This is a genomic window from Nostoc mirabile CHAB5784 (assembly GCF_020829645.1).
GTDB classification, from domain to species: domain Bacteria; phylum Cyanobacteriota; class Cyanobacteriia; order Cyanobacteriales; family Nostocaceae; genus Nostoc; species Nostoc mirabile.
The window spans coordinates 65,963-86,098 of the sequence record NZ_JAIVFS010000014.1 but is presented as its reverse complement, the minus strand read 5'-3'; the positions used below and the strand labels follow the sequence as shown (position 1 = coordinate 86,098).

Below are 20,136 nucleotides of genomic sequence, written 5' to 3'. Positions count from 1 at the left end.
ACACATCCTTAAGGGTTTTCAACGGGTATCTTGATAAATTTATGCTTTCACTGTCGCTTTATGTTGTGAGCGTTTGAAGAGTGACATCATACCACAAGCACCTATTGCTAACACACCTAACATCGCATTAGGTTCGGGAACGCTCTTGTTGGCTAGTCTATAGGCGTGGTTATCTGTTTCAAAGGCAACACCATCTGAGCGCATCACAACTCGGTTAAATGTTTCTCCTGTATCAGCTACAATATTGATAAACTTATTAGCATCAGAGCTAGTCCAGCTACCATTAGCTATAGCAGTTGGCACATTTGCACCACTAAAACTCTTTAATAACTTATCGCCGTTGTAAATGTCAAAATAGTTGTAACTATCCAATGAACCTGCATAAAAACCGAAGTAATTAACAGCTTCTTTGAAGTTAAGATTGACAAAACCACTGTTACCTGCAACAGCAGTATTTTTTGGAGCAATTGTTAGAAAGTTGGTGTTATCCCCATAAGGTGAGGCGTATTGACTATCTTTACTACCTTGAACAATGTTAGTAGTAATATTAGAGTAAGTAACAAATCCATTAGGATCATTTGCTGTGCCATCGTCAAAGGTAACAGTTTTCGCATCAGCATAGCTAGAAAACGGGCCAGTGTTGACTTGCAGAGTGAAGGCACTAGCTGGATTCGCACTCATGACTACAGCAGTTGTTCCGAGTAAAGCCAAGGAGATTTTTTGCAGCATTTTAGTAATAAACCTTGAAGAACGCAAAGAGAATTAAGATTGAACTTTTCTTGAAACCTAGCTATGAAAAACTGGTTTCATTACTTCAACAACATAGAAGAAAATCACAAAGATTATTAGGTCTTTGCAACTGACCGTTGTTGGGTAGAATAAGCCGAAGATGTAAGTTTATCTTGATGCTTTGTAATCCTATTTTGATTTTTATCAATCGCAAAAGATAGGGTGTATATACTAAAATATCTTTAAAGATTATGTGAAGGTTCTTGCGTAATTGTAGTGGGCAGGACAAACGCATCTAAATTACTCTTGATCGCAACCAAGGTTAAGAACCAACAAAAAAATCACCATTTCTCGTTTAGTTTCCAAGACTCAAAGCGATGTCTACGATGGGCTACCCCTAAATCTTTAGCAATATAGCGGTTCCCATTCAGATGCAAAACAACATCAATACGCTTGGCTTTGTGAAAAATTGCTTTGTTGGGTTGCCCTTTGCTTAACCCAACAAAGCCCCCGAAATGTTGGGTTGAGGAACGAAACCCAACCTACGCAACTGCTATTATTGACATAATATCCTCGCCTTGGGAAAGTGGCGAGTGGCCAGTGGGGAATGGAAAATAGGGACTGGCGATTGAGAAATAGGGTAAAACAAGAATCAATATTTAATTGAGGATTGGGCATTGGGCATTAGTTATTCTCCCCCTGCTCCCCTATCTCCCTGCTCTCCCTACTCCCTAGTCCCCTAACTTGATATGCAAACTGACTCTAACAGTCCGGATCATGTTGCATCTGCTAATAATGATCCTAACCCAGGAAAATTTTTGATTCCGCGATCGCAGCGACAGAGGTTCTTTATTCAGTTTACCTTAATGACCCTGATCGGATGGGTTGTGGGTGGCGTTGCCAGTATCGCCTTAGAGAAAATTATTCTCCAAACCTCACCTAGCGTTGCAATCCAACCACAAACATGGGGCATTTTGGTTAGAAGTCTCAGTAATGTTATATTTGCCGTGATTTTTGCTGCTGATCAAGCCCTTGTCCTTTACCGATATTTACCGGGTTGGCAGTGGATATTTGCTACTAGTGTAGGTTGGCTGATTGCCAACGGCGTTTCTACAGCTTGGATTAACTATATTTCAACTATTGCCATATCGTTAAATGAAACTTTATCTCCTGAACAAACTTTTATTTTTGGATTTCTGTCTGCGATCGCATATATAATTTCTGGTATTTGGCTGGGGCTTTGCCAATGGCTGGTATTGAGGCGATACACAACAGGCATTTGGTGGTGGAATTTTTTACCCTCAATCTCTTTCTTCTTGATCACTATTTTGGTTTGGTTGCTTTTTATTGTGCAAAATTTGATTCCAGAAGCCAACCGTACTTTTATTTTGTATTGGAGTGGACAAGGGTTTACAGCACTAATTTTGGGAATTATACCAGCAATTGGCTTGTGTACCTTGAAAATAAATTCAGATCGCCGGAGTGGAATTTCTGGTTAATCATAATTAAACATTGGGTTTGAAACCTAGTTTTTGCAAAGCTAAGTAAAAAGGAAGCCTTAGTTAGAATTTTAAATTTCATTTAGATTGTAGGGAATCCCAAATTGAATCGAGGTTTGCTTGAGCTTGTTTAAGTGCTGTTTCTGGAGATGCTCCTAGCATGGTGGCTTCGATGGCTCGACCTAAACTGTCAGACAAGCGACTATAGCCAGGAATGATTGGTCGAGAACCTGATACGGGCATTTGGTCAATAAAGACTTTCAAGACAGGTTTTTGCTGGAGAAATTCTTGATAAGCCTGACTTTGGGTAGATTTAATGTTAACTGGTAAAAAACCCGTCCCTATACTCCATTCTGTTTGGAATTCTTCACTTAAAACATACTCTAAAAATTTTAGTGCGGCTTGCTCTCTTTTTGGTGTAGTCTTCATCAAATACATATCTCCAGTGGCTGTCACCGTAGCAGGTTTCACACTTGCAGGTATGGGGAATACTTTAAAGTCAACATTAGACTTCATGATATAAGTCCAAGGGCCTGTGATCTGCATTGCAACGCGGCCTGAAATAAAAGCGTCTTCTTCATAACCTCGCTCTGGCGAAGAAAGGGTTGCTGAACCATCTTTTAATATATCCTGCCAAAATTGTAAGGCTGCGATCGCACCCACATTCGTCAAATTTGGACGGTTATTTGTTACAATCTCTCCACCAGCACTCAATAAAAAAGGAAACCAACTAAAGACAGTCCATTCTTCTTTTCCTAAAGGCAGCAACATTCCGTATTGTTCAGGTCGATTGTCGCCATTGCGGTCTATAGTCAACTTTTTGGCAACTTCCCTCAACTCTTCCCAAGTCTTAGGAATTTGCGTAATTCCCGCAGCTTGGAAAAGTTTAGGTCGGTAAAAAATCCCTAAATTGCTTGTAGAAAGTGGGATTGACCAAAGATGACCATCTAATTTTAGTTCCTCCCATAAGTTGGGGCTAATTTCCGACTTTAATGGAAAATTTTCCAGCCATTCTTCTAAAGACTGAATTGCCCCTAGTTCCATAAACTGACCTGTCAATTGAGGATCGAATGACAGAATATCTGGAGGCGCATTGCCCACAACTGCTGTTAAGATTTTTGGCAATTGGGGTTGACCTATGAAAATAGATTCCACCTGAACATCAGTATGAGTCTGATTAAATTTATCTACTAGTTTATCAAACACATACCGATTAGTAGGGGGATTGATTGATTGCCATAAACTCAGATGAATTACTCCATCATTCTTCTGGACTATCTTCTGACAACCATATAAGAATATTAAAAATATACTCAGAATAATTCCTATCAGCGAAAGCCGCCAAGGAGAATTGGTCAACTTGCGGAAAAAATTTGGAATTTGGGATTGAAAAAGGGTAACTTTCATGTCAATTTTTAGATTTGTTGGGCATTTCTCATTTCACCCTTCTTGAACTACAGTGCCGTGTAGTCAATTTTATGAATATTAAGTTGCTCTATTCTCAAACGTTCAAAATCATGTAAGGCTTTTGACAACCATCCCAATTATCGTAGTCATCCACTTGAATTATGCCATTAAGAACAATACCTTCATAAAAGATATTGAAGATATCGATATTTATTTTATCTATGAGTTCATTAACATCTTTATAGTTAAAAATCTCTATTGAATTCCCAATATTCTATAAAAAATATTTATCCTCTTGCATCAAAGTTAAAATATAATTTAATAAGGAAGGTGTAGAAATATAATCCCCAGCAACTAAGTAGGAAAATACATTAACGACGGCAAATGTACCATAAATTATTATTTATGTCTACCCCAATGGGTGCGTTAGGTTCAGGGTTGGGAGGTGGAGTAGAGTTAACGCTATCTAATATTGCTACAGAGATGCTCCGACGAGGACATAAATTAGAGATTGTTGCACCGCAAGGGTCTATTAGCAATTCATTACCTATTAGAGAAATTACAGGAGAACTAATACAGATACCAGCGCAAAATCAGAGTCGTAGTGATCCAATTTTGCTGCATAAAAATTCTGTTCTGGCGAATATGTGGGATTATGCTCGTCAAGTGCAAGCAGATTATGATTTGATTGTGAATTTTGCTTATGATTGGCTGCCACTGTATTTAACACCATTTTTTAACCGTCCGATCGCACATCTGATCAGTATGGGTTCTTTGACAGATGCAATGGATCAGATTATTGAACAAGTAGCAATCAATTTTCCGAATACTATCGGTGTTCACAGTCAAACCCAGGCAGCTACTTTCACATTTGCAGAACGATGTATATGTCTGCTAAATGGTTTGGATTTATCTATTTATCAATTTTGTCCCAAACCAGATCACAGCTTGGCGTGGGTAGGTAGAATAGCTCCTGAAAAAGGACTAGAAGATGCAGTAGCAGCAGCAGAAATCATCGGTATTCCATTAAAAATATTCGGATTAAAACAGGAAATATCTTACTGGGAGAAAATTTCTCAAGAATATCCTAATGCTCCCATCGAATATTTAGGATTTTTACCAACGGTTGAGCTACAAAAAGAGTTAGGGCAATGTCTATCTCTTTTAGTAACTCCTCGTTGGGTAGAAGCATTTGGAAATGTAGCAATAGAGGCGCTTGCTTGTGGAGTACCTTTAATTGCTTACCGTCGGGGTGGTTTAACAGAAATTGTCCAGGAAGGCAAAACTGGTTTTTTGGTGGAACCTGATAGTGTTCAAGGTTTAGTAGAAGCGATTAAGCATTTGGATGAAATTGACCGCCAAGCTTGTCGCCAACAAGCAGAAACTTTATACTCTTTAGAAGCTATGGGCGATCGCACCGAAGAGTGGTTTCAAAAAATCCTGAGAAACTGATATACTACTAATCAACATTTGCGCTCAACTATGGCGCGTAGCTTGCCGCCGTAGGCATCGCTAATATTCCCGCATCCCCATCTAAAATTACCTCTATACCCACTGGTAAAGCTGCATTGGGGCTATCATGACCAAAAGGCAAATCAGAGACAACAGGAATCCCCAAATCACCCAAGCGATCGCGCAATACTTCTTCTACACTAAAACTAGACACAGTTGGCGGCGCTTCACAGCGAGTAAAACCGCCCAAAGCAATACCGCAGACTTGAGACAAAGCACCACTTAAGCGCCACTGCGTCAACATCCTGTCAATACGATAAGGTGCTTCTGTAATATCCTCCAGCGCCAGAATTACACCATTCAGATGTGGCAGGATTGGTGTACCCAAAAGGTGAGTAGCGACTGTGAGATTACCTGGTAGTAAAGCGCCGGTAACCACACCACCACCCCAACCACAACCTTTGAGAGGGGCGAAAGAACTACTTTCTACCCAATCAAATAATCTCTCAATTGACCAATCTGGCTCATCTGCCAAAGTCGTCAGTACGGGGCCGTGAACGCCGGAAATTCCTGCTGTATAAAGGCTCCATAATAAAGCTGTGATATCAGAAAAGCCTATGAGCCACTTGGGAACCACTGAGTTTGGCCAATTCCAATCTTCTAGGATGCGGGTGCTACCAAAACCGCCTCTGGAACAGAGAATACCGCGACAATCGGGATCTTGCCATGCTGCTGCTAGTTGGTGACGGCGGGTTTCGTCTGTGCCAGCAAGATAACCCCATTTGTCATCTATCTGGGGGCTGATTTCTACTCGATAACCACGCGATCGCCAAATTTCTACACTCCGTTCAAATGCCTCAAATTCTCGCAAAGCACCACTAGGGGTAATTACTCGTAGTAAGTCTCCAGGTTTTAGGGGCGGTGGTAAGGTTTTAGATGGCATGAAAAAAGTTAGGAGTTAGGAGTTAGGAGTTAAGAATTAAGAACTATACCTCAGAACTCCTATAAAATTTTGTTGAATCATTTTTGAAATTACCGAGTGTTCCTATAATTAGCATAAGAATTACACAAACCGAAAGGAAACATTTGCAGTCAAAGGCTCTGGTAGTGGTTTTCCTTGTGCTTGGTAATCTTCAATCAAAAGTTCCAGCACTTCCTCACCATTATTGAGAGCATCTGCGTAGGTATTTCCATGAGTATGTGCATAAGGGCCAAACTCAGGTAGGCTGACAATGTACTTTTTATCTTCCATCGACCACTGAATTACAATACTATATTGTGGTTTCATTCCTGTTCTCCTTTATCTTCCTCCTCCAGTTGTTTTATTTCTATGAGCGCATTTATAACATCTTTTTCCTGGTAACGATCTGCATCTGCTCCGTCTTTTCCAGACAAAGTAAGGCTGTAAAATAGCAAAGGATGGCTCTATAGTGTATGACTGCCTTTGCCACTTCTATAAGTAAATCCAGCTTTGAGGAGCATTGCTTTTAGTTCCCGAATTTTCTTGGGCACTGTTAGAAATTTCTGACCTAGCTACAAATATTTTGTCATGATTATCAGGGAAAATCTCAGACCTACAGGGACGATACAGTAGATGTTTTCAATCAGGATTGCTAGCTTTTTGCGGCAAAAGATAAATACCCCCAGATATTAAAGTTAGGGCCACAGAAACCCAAAAGGCAATCAGAGAGGGAATTTGCCACACTTGAGCAAGAGGCGCAATCAAAAGTGCGATCGCAACTATTTGACTAACAGTTTTGAGTTTACCCCAAATATTCGCCCCCGTAATCGTCGTTTGATTCACCCGCCAACCAGCGATCGCTAATTCCCGCGCTAAAATCAAAAATACTCCCCAAGCCGGCACTTTTCCTAATTCAATAAAAACCAGTAACGGCGCAAGTACCAGAAGTTTATCCACTAAGGGATCAAGAAACTTACCCAATTCACTAATTTGGTTGAGTTTTCGCGCCAAATACCCGTCTAACCAATCAGTTAATGCAGCAATGAGAAAAATCGCCAAACATATCCACTGAGCTTGAGGTGTGGGATTATATAAACCGTAAAGCAGAAATGGTATCCCTAATAGACGAGAGAAGGTAATCCAGTTGGGTATGGTCATAGAGGGGATGAGGGGGATGAGGGGGATGAGGAGGATGAGGAGGATGAAGAAGACAAAGAAAACAAGAGGGATAAACAAGTAATTTTTCTCCCTCATCTCCCCCATCTCCCTTATCTCCCCACTTTCCCCCTAAGCGTGGGAAAATCTGTTTTCTGTAGCTCTCCTAAAACAATACTATGACTGAACACACAGACTCTCAATTCCGCATCGAACGCGATTCGATGGGCGATCGCCAAATTGCTAGTAGCCTTTATTACGGCATTCAAACCCTGCGGGCTATCGAAAACTTTCCCATAAGCGGCATAAAGCCTTTAGCTACTTACGTAGATGCTGGTCTAATCATTAAAAAAGCTACAGCAATTGTGAATGGGGAACTGAATTGCATACCTCAAGATATTAGTCAGGCGATTGTCCAAGCAACTGATGAAATCCTGGCTGGGAAGTTCCGAGATCAATTTGTCGTGGATGTTTATCAGGCGGGTGCTGGAACATCCCACCACATGAATATCAACGAAGTTTTGGCAAATCGCGCCTTAGAAATTCTTGGTGAAGAAAAGGGCAATTACAAACGTGTTAGTCCCAATGACCACGTTAATTATGGGCAGTCTACCAATGATGTGATTCCGACCGCAATTCGCATTGGTGGATTATTAGCATTATCCAAGACATTACACCCAGCAATAGATGGTGCGATCGCATCCTTAGAAAACAAAGCTGTAGAATTTCAAGATATCGTCAAATCTGGCAGAACCCACTTACAAGACGCAGTACCCGTGCGTTTGGGTGAGAATTTTCGGGCTTGGGCACAAATCCTCACAGAACATCAAAACCGGATTTACACCGCCTCTGGTGATTTGATGGTGCTGGGTTTGGGAGGTAGCGCAGCCGGAACGGGGTTAAATACTCATCCTTTGTATCGCGCCCGTGTGGTAGAAGTTCTTTCAGAATTGATTGATACTCCTTTAGAACCTGCACCCCATCTTATGGCAGCCATGCAGAGTATGGCCCCATTTGTAAATGTTTCCGGTGCTTTACGCAACTTAGCGCAGGATTTAGTCAAAATATCTCACGATTTACGACTGATGGATTCGGGGCCAAAAACTGGTTTGAAAGAAATTCAACTCCCTCCAGTGCAACCCGGTTCCTCGATTATGCCAGGAAAATATAACCCAGTAATGGCAGAGATGACATCAATGGTGTGTTTTCAGGTGATGGGTTACGACAGTGCGATCGCATTAGCCGCACAAGCCGGACAATTAGAATTAAATGTGATGATGCCACTAATTGCCTATAACCTAATTCACAGTATCGAAATTCTTGGGTTAACCATCGCTGCACTCACCGAACGCTGCATCCAGGGAATTACTGCGAACCAAGAACATTGTTTAGCTTATGCCGAAGGCAGTTTAGCTTTAGTAACCGCACTAAATACCCACATCGGTTATTTAAACGCTGCTGCTGTCGCCAAAGAATCTTTGGAAACTGGTAAATCCCTGCGGCAGATTGTTTTAGAACGCGGGTTGATGAGTGAAGCAGACTTAGCTACAGTGTTAAATCTAGAACAAATGAGTGGTATCTTACCGCTCAGAACAGAATAATAGGTTATGAGGCATGGGGCATTGGGCATGGGGAATTGGACATAGTATTCTCCTTGTCCCCCTCATCTCCCTCATCTCCCTCATCTCCCTCATCTCCCCCACTCCCCACTCCCCACTCCCCACTCCCTCTATCCCCATTTATCTATGCAGACTCAAAAACCATCTGTTAGTCTTATTCGGGCTACATCTTACGAACGAGAGGCTTTACGAGAATCCTTAGTCATTCTCCTGGAACCTTTTGGAGGAATAGCAGCGTTTGTAAAAAAAGGCGATCGCGTTTTACTCAAACCGAATCTACTTACAGGTACGCGTCCTGGTAAAGAGTGTATCACCCGTGCCGAACTAGTTTACGAAGTTGCCAAGATGGTAATTGAGGTTGGCGGTAAGCCATTTTTGGGCGATAGTCCTGCTTTTGGCAGTGCCAAGGGCGTAGCAGTAGCAAACGGCTATCTGCCTATTTTAGAAGAACTCAATCTTCCCATCATCGATTTTCACGGTCAGCGTTACCAAACCATTAGTGAGAATTTTAACCATCTGCGACTGTCTAAAGAAGCAATGGAAGCAGATGTAGTGATTAACTTACCTAAAGTGAAATCACACATGCAATTGACATTAACACTGGGCGTAAAAAACTTGTTTGGTTGCGTCCCCGGTAAAATGAAAGCTTGGTGGCACATGGAAGCTGGAAAAGATGCGAATAGATTTGGTGAAATGTTAGTAGAAACTGCCAGGGCAATTAACCCTAATTTAACCATATTAGATGGCATCATCGGTCATGAAGGAAATGGCCCCAGTAATGGTGAACCTCGCCAACTCGGCATTTTAGCAGCCGCATCAGATATATTTGCCTTAGATCGGGCAATGGTAGAAATCCTCAATGTTCCTCCAGAACAAGTGCCCACAGTTGCAGCTTCCCAAAGGCTAGGAGTTTGTCCAGAACTAGCTGCCATAGAGTTTCCGCATTTAAATCCTGACTTATTAAAAATACAAGATTGGCGGCTACCAGACAAATTGATGCCCATCGATTTTGGTATGCCCCGCGTAATTAAGTCTACGTTTAAGCATCTTTACACCCGATTTATCAAGGAACCAATGAGTGTTTATGGAAGGGAGTAGGGAGTGGGGAGTGGGGGAGATTAGGCGGACAAGGAGACAATAACCCATAACCCGTAACACATGCCCAATCCCAATACGGTTCGGTTAAGATCCCCCCGCCTGCGGCGACCCCCTTAAAAAGGGGGTAAAAGAGGGTTATAAAGCCCCCCTTAAAAAGGGGGGTTGGGGGGATCTGCTGGGCAAAATATCACTAACCGAACCGTATTGTGCCCAATCCCCAATCCCTACTCCCTACTCCCTACTCCCCAATTTAATGCAAACTTCGTTACAGCAATTTGATTTATTAGCAGACTAATCTGTAATTACCCTCCGATTGCTTAACCAGACCGCCCTATGATAGTTAGTGGCGGTTTTTTTAGCTGATTAATTTGTTATACAATTTCTCGTCTTAGATCAATATGCTTGGGTTAAGCATTTTTTCTCTTCTCTCTGTTTCCTCTGCGCCTCTGCGGTTCGTTAAAAATTTGACTTTGATAAAGAGTTTTAGCCTTAACCCAAGCGTATTGCGTCTTAGATTTTAATTTATCCAAAAACTTATACGGATTTAGGGTTAGGAAATTGGGATTGGGTATTTTGTTCAGATATGAGCAAAGTTTGGCGATAACTCCTACACCTCTACGCCACCTTCTAATATCAAGTTCGGCAAATTACTTACGATATGTCATTGCGTTCGCCCTTGGCGTTCCCGTTGGCGCAGCCTCTCCAAGAGTTGGGTATGCAACGAAGTGAAATGAAGCAATTCCCTTGGCTTTGGGATTGCCGCGCAACTCTTAGAGACGCTGCGCGAACGCTCGCTTTTGACTAAGTACTAAGTCGGACATGATATAAAATATTTTTGAATCTACCTACATATAGATTGACAAAATTCCTGTGATATCACATAGGTTTTAAAATTTAAATTCTAAAATATTTGTTTAGTGGTATCACTGAATCCATGCTGCACACATAGTTGATGCATCTGTATTTATTCGGTAGCTATCCTTGGTTACAAAAATTATTCCTATCCATTTCTTCTCTAGCGTCAAAGATTTTTATGTATAACTACTGTATAACAATCAAAAGCACTGAATATCTATCAGTGCAATTGCTAATTTGTGTCCTGTATCACAAATAAGCAATTCAAGTAAAATGACCTTATCAAAGGCGTTTTAGGATGTTATAATCATGAAGTATCGGAGAAATATGTTTTGCTAATTAATCTTTAAGCAGCGAAAAAATGTAATTTATGATGCTGTCAAAGTTGGCTTTGCGTATGCGAACCATTACACCATACAGGGAAACATCTGAAAATATTAATTGCAAAATAAAACATGATTTGTTTACTTGTAACTTTGTATTAAGAAGCCCATGTATAAAAAGGCTACTATGACAGTTATAGAACTGGTTTAGATTGTAGGATGCTACACATTCTACAGTTTAAAAATAGCTAACATAGAATTAAGACTCTCAATCAGAGAGTAGACCTACACAGTGTTACGAAGAACTTCAATTTTGTATGAATTCAAATAGCCAGTCTGCCAATACCGACACATATTCCCAACGTTTGGCAGACATTGTGGGAACTGCGATCGCTCTATTAACTCTCATTCTACCCGTATTTGTTATCGCCCACTATTCTTCAACTGATGTTCAAAATAACCAGCAGCCCCTGGTTCAAAATTTCAAAGGAAGTCAAGATTGATAAAGCTTTACAGTAGCATTTCACCAACAGGAAAGCTACAGAAAAGGAGAAAGCTGATTTTAAGAAAATTTCTCTAGATTTGGATGTAGTTCATCAGGAATAAGCTGAAATCTGTATTGTGTGACTCCAGATTTCAGTTGTCTTGACAGAGTACGGGCAGAAATAAACCCCCCCAACAGCAATTAAGGGCGGGAGATAATAATACCCTCTTGGAAAAAGCGTTGCGAAGTTTCTTCACAACGCTTTTTCCATTTCAATAGGAGTGGCAGAGATGAAGGGGAGGCAGGGGGCAGGGGGCAGGAGGCAGGGGGCAGGAGGCAGGGGGCAGGGGGCAGGGGGCAGGGGGGAGAATAAAAAATTAGCTCTTTCCCCTCAGCAAGAGCAGCACCCCGCCCCTCTGCCTCTTTTCAATGCCCTATCTCGTGAAATGAATACGTTGGGAAGAGATCCATATTGCCCTAAAATTCTACACGGGGAGCGAAGCTGACTGAGTGCCCCCATGATTCATTGTTATCAGAGGAGTTTTTGTGGACTTATCTCGTATTCCTGCCCAACCGAAACCCGGTCTAATCAACGTTCTGATTGAAATTACTGGCAAAAGTAAAAATAAATACGAATACGACAAGGAACTAGAAGCTTTTGCTCTAGACCGAGTACTTTATTCCTCGGTACAATATCCTTATGACTACGGCTTTGTACCCAATACTTTGGCTGATGATGGCGATCCTTTAGATGGCATGGTCATAATTGACGAGCCAACCTTTCCAGGCTGTGTGATTGCCGCACGACCGATTGGCTTCTTGGAGATGATTGACGGTGGCGATCGCGATGAGAAAATCCTTTGTGTTCCTGACAAAGATCCGCGCTACACTCAGGTCAAATCCCTGAATGACTTAGCGCCACACCGCTTAGATGAAATTGCCGAATTTTTCCGTAGTTATAAAAATTTGGAAAAAAAGGTGACTGAGATTCTCGGTTGGCAAGATGTGGACAAAGTTGCAGCTTTAGTAGAAAAATCCGTCAAAGCTTACAGAGGATAATAAAAGAGTTAGGAGTTAAGAGTTAGGAGTTAAGAATTATGAGTTAAGAGTTATGAATTTTTATTTCTTACTCCTCACTCCTCACTCCTCACTGCTAACTCCTCACTTTGATAACTTTCGCTTGTTACGGATTTTAAAATCTGCCACCAACCCCAAACTCAAATGCAGCGCACTCTCCTTTTGGCAAAAATTCATAACTGCACCCTCACGGGGGCGAATATCAACTACGTGGGTAGTATCAGCATCGATGAAATGCTTTTGGAAAAAGCTGGCATCTTACCCTATGAGCAGGTGCAAGTAGTTAATAATGCCAACGGTCAGCGTTTTATTACTTATGCGATCCCGGCTCCAGCCCATTCAGGAATAATTGAGCTAAATGGGGGTGCGGCACGTCTAGGCATTATTGGCGATCGCTTGATTATAATGACTTACGGGCAGTTCACTCTAGAAGAGTTAAAAAGTTACTCTCCTACGGTAGTCATTGTGGACGAAAAAAACAGGCTGTTGGAAGTGCGGCACTACGATGACCTGCTCAGTAAGGTCTAATTTCAAGGAAAATGTCAAATTTTGAGTTGTCGGATTCCCAGAGCTACATAAGAGAAAAATCATCTACCCTGCCAAGTAGCCCAGCAGGTGAATTTATCGTGCAATTTTGGGGTGTAAGAGGTTTGATTCCCACTCCAAGTAGCAATACCAATCGTTATGGTGGTAATACCGCTTGTGTAGAAATGCATGTAGCTGGGAAACGCTTGATTTTTGATGGCGGTACTGGCTTACGTATACTGGGTAAAACTTGGCAAGAACTGCAACAGCCATTAGAAGCCCATTTATTTTTTACCAACTGCCAATCAAACAGAATTCAAGGGTTTCCCTTTTTTGCTCCAGCATTTATTGTGGAAAATTGTTTTCACATTTACGGCACAGCTGCATCAAATGGAGCCTCAATCAAACAATGTCTGTACGATCAGATGCTCCAGCCACACTTTCCTTACCCTTTACAGGTAATGCAGTCGGAATTGCAGTTTTACAATTTGACTCCAGAAAGTGACGTGAAGCTAGATGATGTCACCATTACAACTGCATTAATTAATCAAACTCAGAGGTCAGTTGGCTACCGAGTCACTTGGCAAGAGTATAGTGTTGCTTACATCACGGATTTGCACCAGAATGCCGATCAAGTCGAGCGAGAGCGGATTTTACAGTTTATTAAAGGCGTTGACTTGCTGATTGCCAATGCCACTTACACTCCTCCTACGTCTCATAACCATGACTCTGCTGATTTACTCTGGCAAGCTGCGGTGAATGCAGCTCTTTCTGCTGGGGTTAAACGGCTAGCCATTTCTCATCATCACCCAGATGACCATGATGATTTTCTTGACCAGGTTCAAGTCGATATTAAATCTGCCTTTCCTCAAGCAATACTAGCTCATGAAGGTCTAGTATTACTTGTTGGTAAGTGATTTAGACTACCTTGGCACTTTGAAATCGGTGTAGAGCGATGCCGGTACCTTTTTGTGTAAATATCAGTATTAAATGTTAAAGTCTTACAGTCAAATTTTATTGAACATTCTACTAGGGATTACTGCCCTTCTTTCAATAGGTGTTGGTTTCGTTTGGCGGTATCCTTTCGAGTTATTAAGTCACGGCAGAGTTTATTACTTTTTAGTCTCTTTACTCATCACTATCGGGATTTTGTGTGCTTGGTTCGCTGGAATTCGTTGGCAAGGCACACTGTTTTTTGCTCTTGCTTTGCTAGCGTTTAATAGCGTTTGGATATTACCTTGGTATCTGCCTAATAGCCACCAAGGGCGAGGCGAATCTCTTAGAATTATAGAATTTAACATCAACAAGAAAAATACTCAGTTGACATCTGTCGCTAATCTCGTTGAACAGCAAAAGCCTGACATAGCTGTATTAATCGAGATCAGCCCGCCAGCTATGAAGGAACTAACCGGGCACCTGCAAGATACTTTACCCTTTGCTTACCGGACTCGTGGTGGTAGGTTGGCTGTTTTTAGCCGCTTTGGGTTGGAAAATCCTCAAGGAAAGACACTAAGTGCAGGAACGATTTTAACCACATCTGTAAAAATTGGCACTAAAAATATCACTTTGGTAGCAGCCCACCCTTCAGTACCGATCAAACCTGATCTTTTTACTAGGCGTAACACCGCATTAGCTGAAGTGACTCAGTACTTGCAAACTCAAAAGGATAAAAGACTAATATTTGCAGGTGACTTAAACCTAACTCCTTGGTCGCCCTACTATAAAAGACTAGTTGAAAAAACGGAACTACACAATACAAAACTAGGCTTTGGAGTAGAACCTTCATGGATTGAACCGACAACTCAAGTTCACTTACCAGCCTTGATTATAGGCGTACTTAAGCTGCCTATAGATCATATTTTTGTTAGTAATGATATCAAAGTCGTAGATTGTAAAACTATCAAAGGTGGAAATTCCGACCATCGGATGCTATTAAGCGATTTAGTCATTTAAAAATGGTCATCATCCAGAAGAAACTCTTTCAAGAAGAAAATCCAAATTATCATTAGGATAATACTCTTTTTTTTCTCCAAACTTGAATAAATATATCGTTTTGTTGCCAATCAATCTGATAGATGAATCTTCAATTTTTAACATTGTTCCTTCCGGCAACCCTACAACATAAATATCTGGATTGAAAACTAAGAATTCTTCCAGTCTTTGTTCTCTTGTCTCTCCATTGTGATTTGGGATTACTGCATTTGTATAGTGTGGGTTTATTTGAAAAGGAACTAAATTCAATCCTTGAAAACTTATCGATTCAATTATTGGCATATCATTGTATTTTTTTCTTGTATGATAATGTCAAGTCTTCTATCGAATTGTCATTTTGTATACAACACGCAGTAAGGGCACAGCATTGCTGTGCCCCTACTATTCCACACAATTAAAATCGGCTATATTGCTCCTCTACGAAGCATTTTGCAACTCGGCTGTGCGGACTGAAAGCTGCTGTGTCTGATTACCTCGTTGCACTTTCACCTGTAATACTTGACCAAGACGACTGTCTTCCACAACGTTCTGTAATTGTTCAGCACTGGTAATAGCTTTACCATCAACTTGAAGAATTACATCCCCACGCCGGATACCCGCAGATGCTGCTGGAGAATTGGGGACAACTCGCATGACAAAAACACCATTAATTTCTGGTATCTGAATAGGAGAATTGGGATCGGTGTTATTTTGCTTGGCAAGTTCGGGTGTCAAAGTTAGCATTTGCACACCTAGATAGGGGTGAGCAACTTTGCCATCACGTTGCAGTTGGGCGGCGATCGCTTTAGCTTTATCAATAGGAATTGCAAACCCAATACCCATCGCGTCAGGACGAATGGCTGTGTTAATGCCAATCACTTCACCTTGGCCATTCAATAGTGGCCCGCCAGAGTTACCAGGGTTAATGGCGGCGTCTGTTTGAATGAAATCCAAGCGTTTATCGCTAATGCCGACTTGAGCGCTAGAACGTTTGAGGGTACTGACAATTCCCAAGGTAACGGTGTTATCAAATCCCAAAGGATTACCAACTGCGATCGCCCAGTCTCCTACTTGGACGTTACTGGAAGAACCCAAGGGCGCTACTGGTAAATCGTTACCAGCATTAATTTTGACTACTGCCAAATCTGTGACTTCATCAATGCCTTGAACTTTCCCTTCAAAGGTGCGACCATCTTTGAGCCGGACTGTTACTTTATCAGCTTTATCAACCACATGAGCATTAGTCAGAACTAACCCGCTCTTGTCAATAATGAAACCTGAGCCTACACCGCGTAACTGCTGCTCTGGAGGCATCTGTTGAGAGAAACCGTCACCAAAAAACCGACGGAAAAAGGGGTCTTCCAAAAATGGATCAACGCGACGAGTAATTGTCCGCTCAGTATCAATCCGAACAACTGCTGAACCAACACGATTCACTGCTGCTGTCACAAAGCTGGTGTTACCGATCGCAGCAGTGGCTGGTGATTGCCGTTGGGCAATCAGTTGTGAAGTATCTCTAACAATTACTGGGGGTGCTGGTTCGGCTTGCGAGGGCAACACTTGCAATGTGCTAACGGTTAGCAGAACCCCTAGCGCGATCGCTAAAACATGAGTACTGAGTTGGCGTAAAGACCTGGGTAATTTGAGAAATCGCATAATCACAACCTGATTTATAAGCTTAATTGTTGCTTAGTCGTGACAAATCTATTTACAGTTATTTTTACAAAATTGACGTTGGCTTTTTACTTGGGGTTTCGCCTGCTCTCCCCAATAATGGGGTTAGGGCATTTTGCGAACTACCTGTAATCAAGTTAATAGAAAATTTAACCCAAAAGCTATTATGGACATTTACCCTTTACAAGTTCGGTTTTTACCCATCAATAAAACTTTTGGATTGCGAATGAGACTGGCTTACTCTCTGTTCTAACGGTGAACTATAGATGAACTAACTTTTGAATAAAATTTCATTCCGATTAGCTGCGCCTAGTTGGGGTAAAGAGTTGATGGCTGAGTGGGGAGTTAGGGTAACAGGAACAGTTGGAGGTAGTTGTAATTGTTTTACAACACTTTGCAACAGTTGATCTTGTCCAGTCCGCAAACCCCAGACATTTGTCCCCCGGTTGATAATAGCAAACCAAACCAAACCGCGATCGCGTGTGGGCATCACTCCCGCCAAAGCGCTCACATCCCGCAGAGTGCCAGTTTTAATCACAGTAGCAAGGGGAATGTGTCTGGAATATAGTGTCCCCCTGTGATCAAATCCAGACATGGGGAACAAGTCAGCCAGATTCAGTTGATGGGCAGATGCTTCACCTTGAATAGCCATCAACATGGCACAAGCAGCCCTGGGAGAAATGCGATTTTCCGGCCCTAATCCAGAACCATTGATTAACTGAATTTCTAGTTGTGGCACTCTCGCAAGGTGAGCAGCAGTTGATTGCACTACAGTGGCTCCTCCCACTGAGTCTGCTAGCATCTCTGCCATATCGTTGTTACTATAAACATTCATTTCCTTGATTAGTTGTTTCAAGGGCAATGAGCGATGACGCAATAACAAAGTTTGTCGAGGGTTTGGTTGCGCCTCAACTTTCACCGCACCAGCAATGACAACTTGAGGCTTGGGCGTTCCCTTGGGCATGATTGAGTGTGTATAAATAGCGGGGCGGGCCCAAGTCGCACGATTTAGTGTTTGCTTGAGCATCATACCTGCTAGCATCGGCTGACGTTGGAAATTCATGGCAAAACTGCCATTAACGATCAAATTTCCCTTTACCTGCTTGATACCCATTTTATTGAGAGTATTACCAACAGCGATCGCTTCTTCCCAAACAAACAAAGGATCGCCACCACCAGTAATTACCAAATCGCCCTGCACAACCCCATTTACCACTGGCCTAGTGGCACTAACTAAGGTATCAAATTGGTAGTCTGGCCCCCAAGTTTTCAAAGCAACTAGTGAAGTAGCAATTTTGGTTAAAGAGGCAGCTGGCAGAGGTGTTGTACCTTGGTGATTTGCCATCAGCATCGGCCCCGACTGCATCCAAATTCCCTGACTCTGGGCCAGATTTTGCGCTATCAGTTTCGATGTTACTAGCTGTTTCAGATATTCCTGCACCGTAGTAGCTCCAGTTGGATTAGGATCAGGGGCAAGAACCAAGCCAGGGCTACTTTGCCAAGTCAAAGCATCTAAGGCATCTAGAGGTTTGATTTGTACCCCGGCCATCTCTAGCCAGAGCGACACCAAACCTGAACCCAATAATTCCAGCATGTTCTATTCCTCTGATAAGATGTGACACAGTGTTTACTGTGCTAATATACAAGCTTTTTTACAAGAATCAGTATTGAGTCATAATAACTGCTGTTTTTCTCATCTGTAAGTAGGGTGAATCATATTGTTTTCGCGGCTCCTTTGACAATGCCAAAATGCCCATTGCTCAGGAAGATAACCGCATGGGAATAAAAAATCTCTAGCTGAGGTAATGATATGAATTAGTTATGAGAAAAGTTTATGGACAGGTATGAAGCGATCGCATCTCATCAAAATAATTCGTAATTCGTAATTCGTAATTCGTAATTGAATTAGTTAAGGATTCCTACCCCGACTAATTATAGAGCAACAATTTTAGAATTTAATACGGGACTCAAACCCTAAAATTACCTTAGCGCAGCGCGTTCGCTCTTAGCGTCTCAAAGAGAAGGAGTCCGTGAGCGTCATTACAAATTACGAATTACGAATTACGAATTACGAATTAGCTAACACCTACTTTCTTTCTGGATGCGCTGCATCCTCTGCTGAAGGAGTACCCATCCGGTTAATTGTGGCAATCATCTGATACAAGCGCCCCAAGTCGCGTTGATTGAAGTACAAAATGAGCCGGGGTAGTCCAACAGTTTCATCTTGTGCTTCTTGAGGTAATGCCTGACTTTTTTCAATCCGTCCTTGAATAATAATGTCGCTGAAATTAGCATTCAGTTGCTCTACCTGAGCGTCTGATATATCTGTCTTCAGGCGGATGACTAATTTATCGCCTACATATCGACAAGAGTGATAAACCTGGTAAAAACGAGTAATGGCATCATAAGCCACATCCAAGTTGTCTGTTACCGTGTAAAGGCTAGGGTCTTCAGGACTGACAAGACCATTTTGCACTAGTTGCTTATGAATGTATTCGCTCCAAGACCGCCAGTAATCACCACCAGGGCGATCGATTAAAACTAGAGGTACTGGGCCAAATTTACCATTCTGGGTTAATGTCATGCATTCAAAAGCTTCATCTTGAGTGCCAAAACCTCCCGGAAATAAGGCTATAGCATCACTTTCTTTGAGGAGAAACAGCTTGCGGGTAAAGAAATATTTGAAGTTAATTAGCTTGGGATCACCCTCTATAAACGGGTTCGCTTTTTGCTCAAAGGGTAACTGAATGTTTAATCCAAAGGAATTTTCTCGCCCAGCCCCTTCATGACCCGCCTGCATGATTCCACCGCCACCGCCGGTCATCACCATGAATCCTAATTCAGAAACAGCGCGAGCAAACTCAAGGGCCATTTGGTACTCTGGTGTATCTGGCGCTAGACGAGCAGAACCGAAGACGGTGATTTTGCGAACGTGTCGGTAATTATAAAAGAGTTGGAAGCCGCGCTCCATATCTGCTAAAGCAGCCGACAATATTTTCCAGTCGAGACGCTCAATTTCGGTATCAGCTAGACGAACGATAGTAGCAAGTGCTTGCTGAATAAATTGCCGATTTTTTAATGTCGGTAACTGAGCGATCAATTCAGCGATATTCGCCTGTAAAGACTCTAATGTGTCAAACGACGCAGATGAGGTCATGAGAACTGCCGCAACAATGGCATTATATTTTACGTGAACTACTCACACTCTAGCAAGCGGGATATGCCGAAGAATGACGAACCGCAGAGGCGCAGAGGACACAGAGGAAGAGAAGAGGCGATCGCACTGTGCTAATAATTAGACATTTGC

17 protein-coding genes and 1 pseudogene are annotated in these 20,136 nt (G+C 42.0%); 9 read left to right on the top strand and 9 right to left on the bottom strand.

All coding sequences use genetic code 11. From position 1 onward, the window contains the following. Positions 1-39 precede the first annotated feature (39 nt). Entirely contained in the window at positions 40-729 is a 690-nt protein-coding gene (locus tag LC653_RS12075; RefSeq protein WP_229494699.1) for an Npun_F0296 family exosortase-dependent surface protein, read from the bottom strand. 749 nt (positions 730-1,478) lie between these two features. On the opposite strand from LC653_RS12075, the gene LC653_RS12070 reads away from it, so the two are divergent. Continuing rightward, on the top strand, positions 1,479-2,228 hold the full coding sequence (locus LC653_RS12070; RefSeq protein ID WP_229494698.1) for a hypothetical protein: 750 nt from the start codon (positions 1,479-1,481) through the stop codon (positions 2,226-2,228). 78 nt (positions 2,229-2,306) lie between these two features. On the opposite strand, the gene LC653_RS12065 is transcribed toward LC653_RS12070, so the two are convergent. Beyond that, entirely contained in the window at positions 2,307-3,635 is a 1,329-nt protein-coding gene (locus tag LC653_RS12065) for an ABC transporter substrate-binding protein (RefSeq protein WP_229494697.1), read from the bottom strand. Positions 3,636-4,040: 405 nt separating this feature from the next. Here LC653_RS12065 and LC653_RS12060 point away from each other — a divergent pair, with 405 nt between their 5' ends. Continuing rightward, positions 4,041-5,087 (top strand): glycosyltransferase family 4 protein, encoded by a 1,047-nt coding sequence (locus tag LC653_RS12060; RefSeq protein WP_372478169.1) that lies wholly within the window; start codon positions 4,041-4,043, stop codon positions 5,085-5,087. Positions 5,088-5,115: 28 nt separating this feature from the next. On the opposite strand, the gene LC653_RS12055 is transcribed toward LC653_RS12060, so the two are convergent. The 3 genes from LC653_RS12055 to pgsA form a co-directional block, all read right to left on the bottom strand. Further along, a complete protein-coding gene (locus tag LC653_RS12055; RefSeq protein WP_229494695.1) occupies positions 5,116-6,030 on the bottom strand; it encodes a S66 peptidase family protein in 915 nt (304 codons plus the stop codon). A 120-nt stretch (positions 6,031-6,150) separates the two neighbouring features. Continuing rightward, a complete protein-coding gene (locus LC653_RS12050; RefSeq protein ID WP_229490177.1) occupies positions 6,151-6,375 on the bottom strand; it encodes a type II toxin-antitoxin system HicB family antitoxin in 225 nt (74 codons plus the stop codon). Between the two features lie 312 nt (positions 6,376-6,687). Next, a complete protein-coding gene (gene pgsA, locus LC653_RS12040; protein ID WP_229494739.1) occupies positions 6,688-7,206 on the bottom strand; it encodes a CDP-diacylglycerol--glycerol-3-phosphate 3-phosphatidyltransferase in 519 nt (172 codons plus the stop codon). A 176-nt stretch (positions 7,207-7,382) separates the two neighbouring features. On the opposite strand from pgsA, the gene LC653_RS12035 reads away from it, so the two are divergent. The 7 genes from LC653_RS12035 to LC653_RS12005 all read left to right on the top strand — a co-directional run bounded on the left by LC653_RS12035 (position 7,383) and on the right by LC653_RS12005 (position 15,137). Then, on the top strand, positions 7,383-8,804 hold the full coding sequence (locus tag LC653_RS12035) for an aspartate ammonia-lyase (protein ID WP_229494694.1): 1,422 nt from the start codon (positions 7,383-7,385) through the stop codon (positions 8,802-8,804). A 144-nt stretch (positions 8,805-8,948) separates the two neighbouring features. Beyond that, positions 8,949-9,920, top strand: coding sequence for an Npun_F2552 family protein (locus tag LC653_RS12030; protein ID WP_229494693.1), 972 nt, complete (start codon positions 8,949-8,951; stop codon positions 9,918-9,920). Between the two features lie 1,495 nt (positions 9,921-11,415). Next, the gene (locus tag LC653_RS12025; protein ID WP_109011461.1) at positions 11,416-11,601 is read left to right on the top strand and encodes a TLTLP motif-containing protein; all 186 of its coding nucleotides are present in this window, start codon (positions 11,416-11,418) and stop codon (positions 11,599-11,601) included. 527 nt (positions 11,602-12,128) lie between these two features. Beyond that, positions 12,129-12,641 carry an inorganic diphosphatase gene (locus LC653_RS12020; RefSeq protein ID WP_100901064.1) on the top strand — a complete coding sequence of 171 codons (513 nt, stop codon included), beginning with the start codon at positions 12,129-12,131 and terminating at the stop codon, positions 12,639-12,641. 162 nt (positions 12,642-12,803) lie between these two features. Further along, a complete protein-coding gene (gene panD, locus LC653_RS12015; protein WP_229485580.1) occupies positions 12,804-13,187 on the top strand; it encodes an aspartate 1-decarboxylase in 384 nt (127 codons plus the stop codon). An 11-nt stretch (positions 13,188-13,198) separates the two neighbouring features. Then, positions 13,199-14,101 carry an MBL fold metallo-hydrolase gene (locus LC653_RS12010; RefSeq protein ID WP_229494692.1) on the top strand — a complete coding sequence of 301 codons (903 nt, stop codon included), beginning with the start codon at positions 13,199-13,201 and terminating at the stop codon, positions 14,099-14,101. A 73-nt stretch (positions 14,102-14,174) separates the two neighbouring features. Beyond that, the gene (locus LC653_RS12005; RefSeq protein ID WP_229494691.1) at positions 14,175-15,137 is read left to right on the top strand and encodes an endonuclease/exonuclease/phosphatase family protein; all 963 of its coding nucleotides are present in this window, start codon (positions 14,175-14,177) and stop codon (positions 15,135-15,137) included. Positions 15,138-15,146: 9 nt separating this feature from the next. Here LC653_RS12005 and LC653_RS12000 read toward each other — a convergent pair. From LC653_RS12000 to LC653_RS11985, 4 genes and pseudogenes are all read right to left on the bottom strand, one after another. After that, positions 15,147-15,464: pseudogene (locus tag LC653_RS12000) on the bottom strand (Type 1 glutamine amidotransferase-like domain-containing protein); the annotation flags it as partial. Between the two features lie 129 nt (positions 15,465-15,593). Further along, positions 15,594-16,811: an HhoA/HhoB/HtrA family serine endopeptidase gene (locus LC653_RS11995; RefSeq protein ID WP_229485576.1), complete on the bottom strand. Its 1,218-nt coding sequence runs from the start codon at positions 16,809-16,811 to the stop codon at positions 15,594-15,596. Positions 16,812-17,100: 289 nt separating this feature from the next. Then, complete coding sequence (locus LC653_RS11990; RefSeq protein WP_229494689.1) at positions 17,101-18,423, bottom strand: D-alanyl-D-alanine carboxypeptidase; 1,323 nt, start codon at positions 18,421-18,423, stop codon at positions 17,101-17,103. Between the two features lie 492 nt (positions 18,424-18,915). Continuing rightward, positions 18,916-19,986 (bottom strand): LOG family protein, encoded by a 1,071-nt coding sequence (locus LC653_RS11985; RefSeq protein ID WP_229494688.1) that lies wholly within the window; start codon positions 19,984-19,986, stop codon positions 18,916-18,918. Between the last annotated feature and the right edge of the window lie 150 nt (positions 19,987-20,136).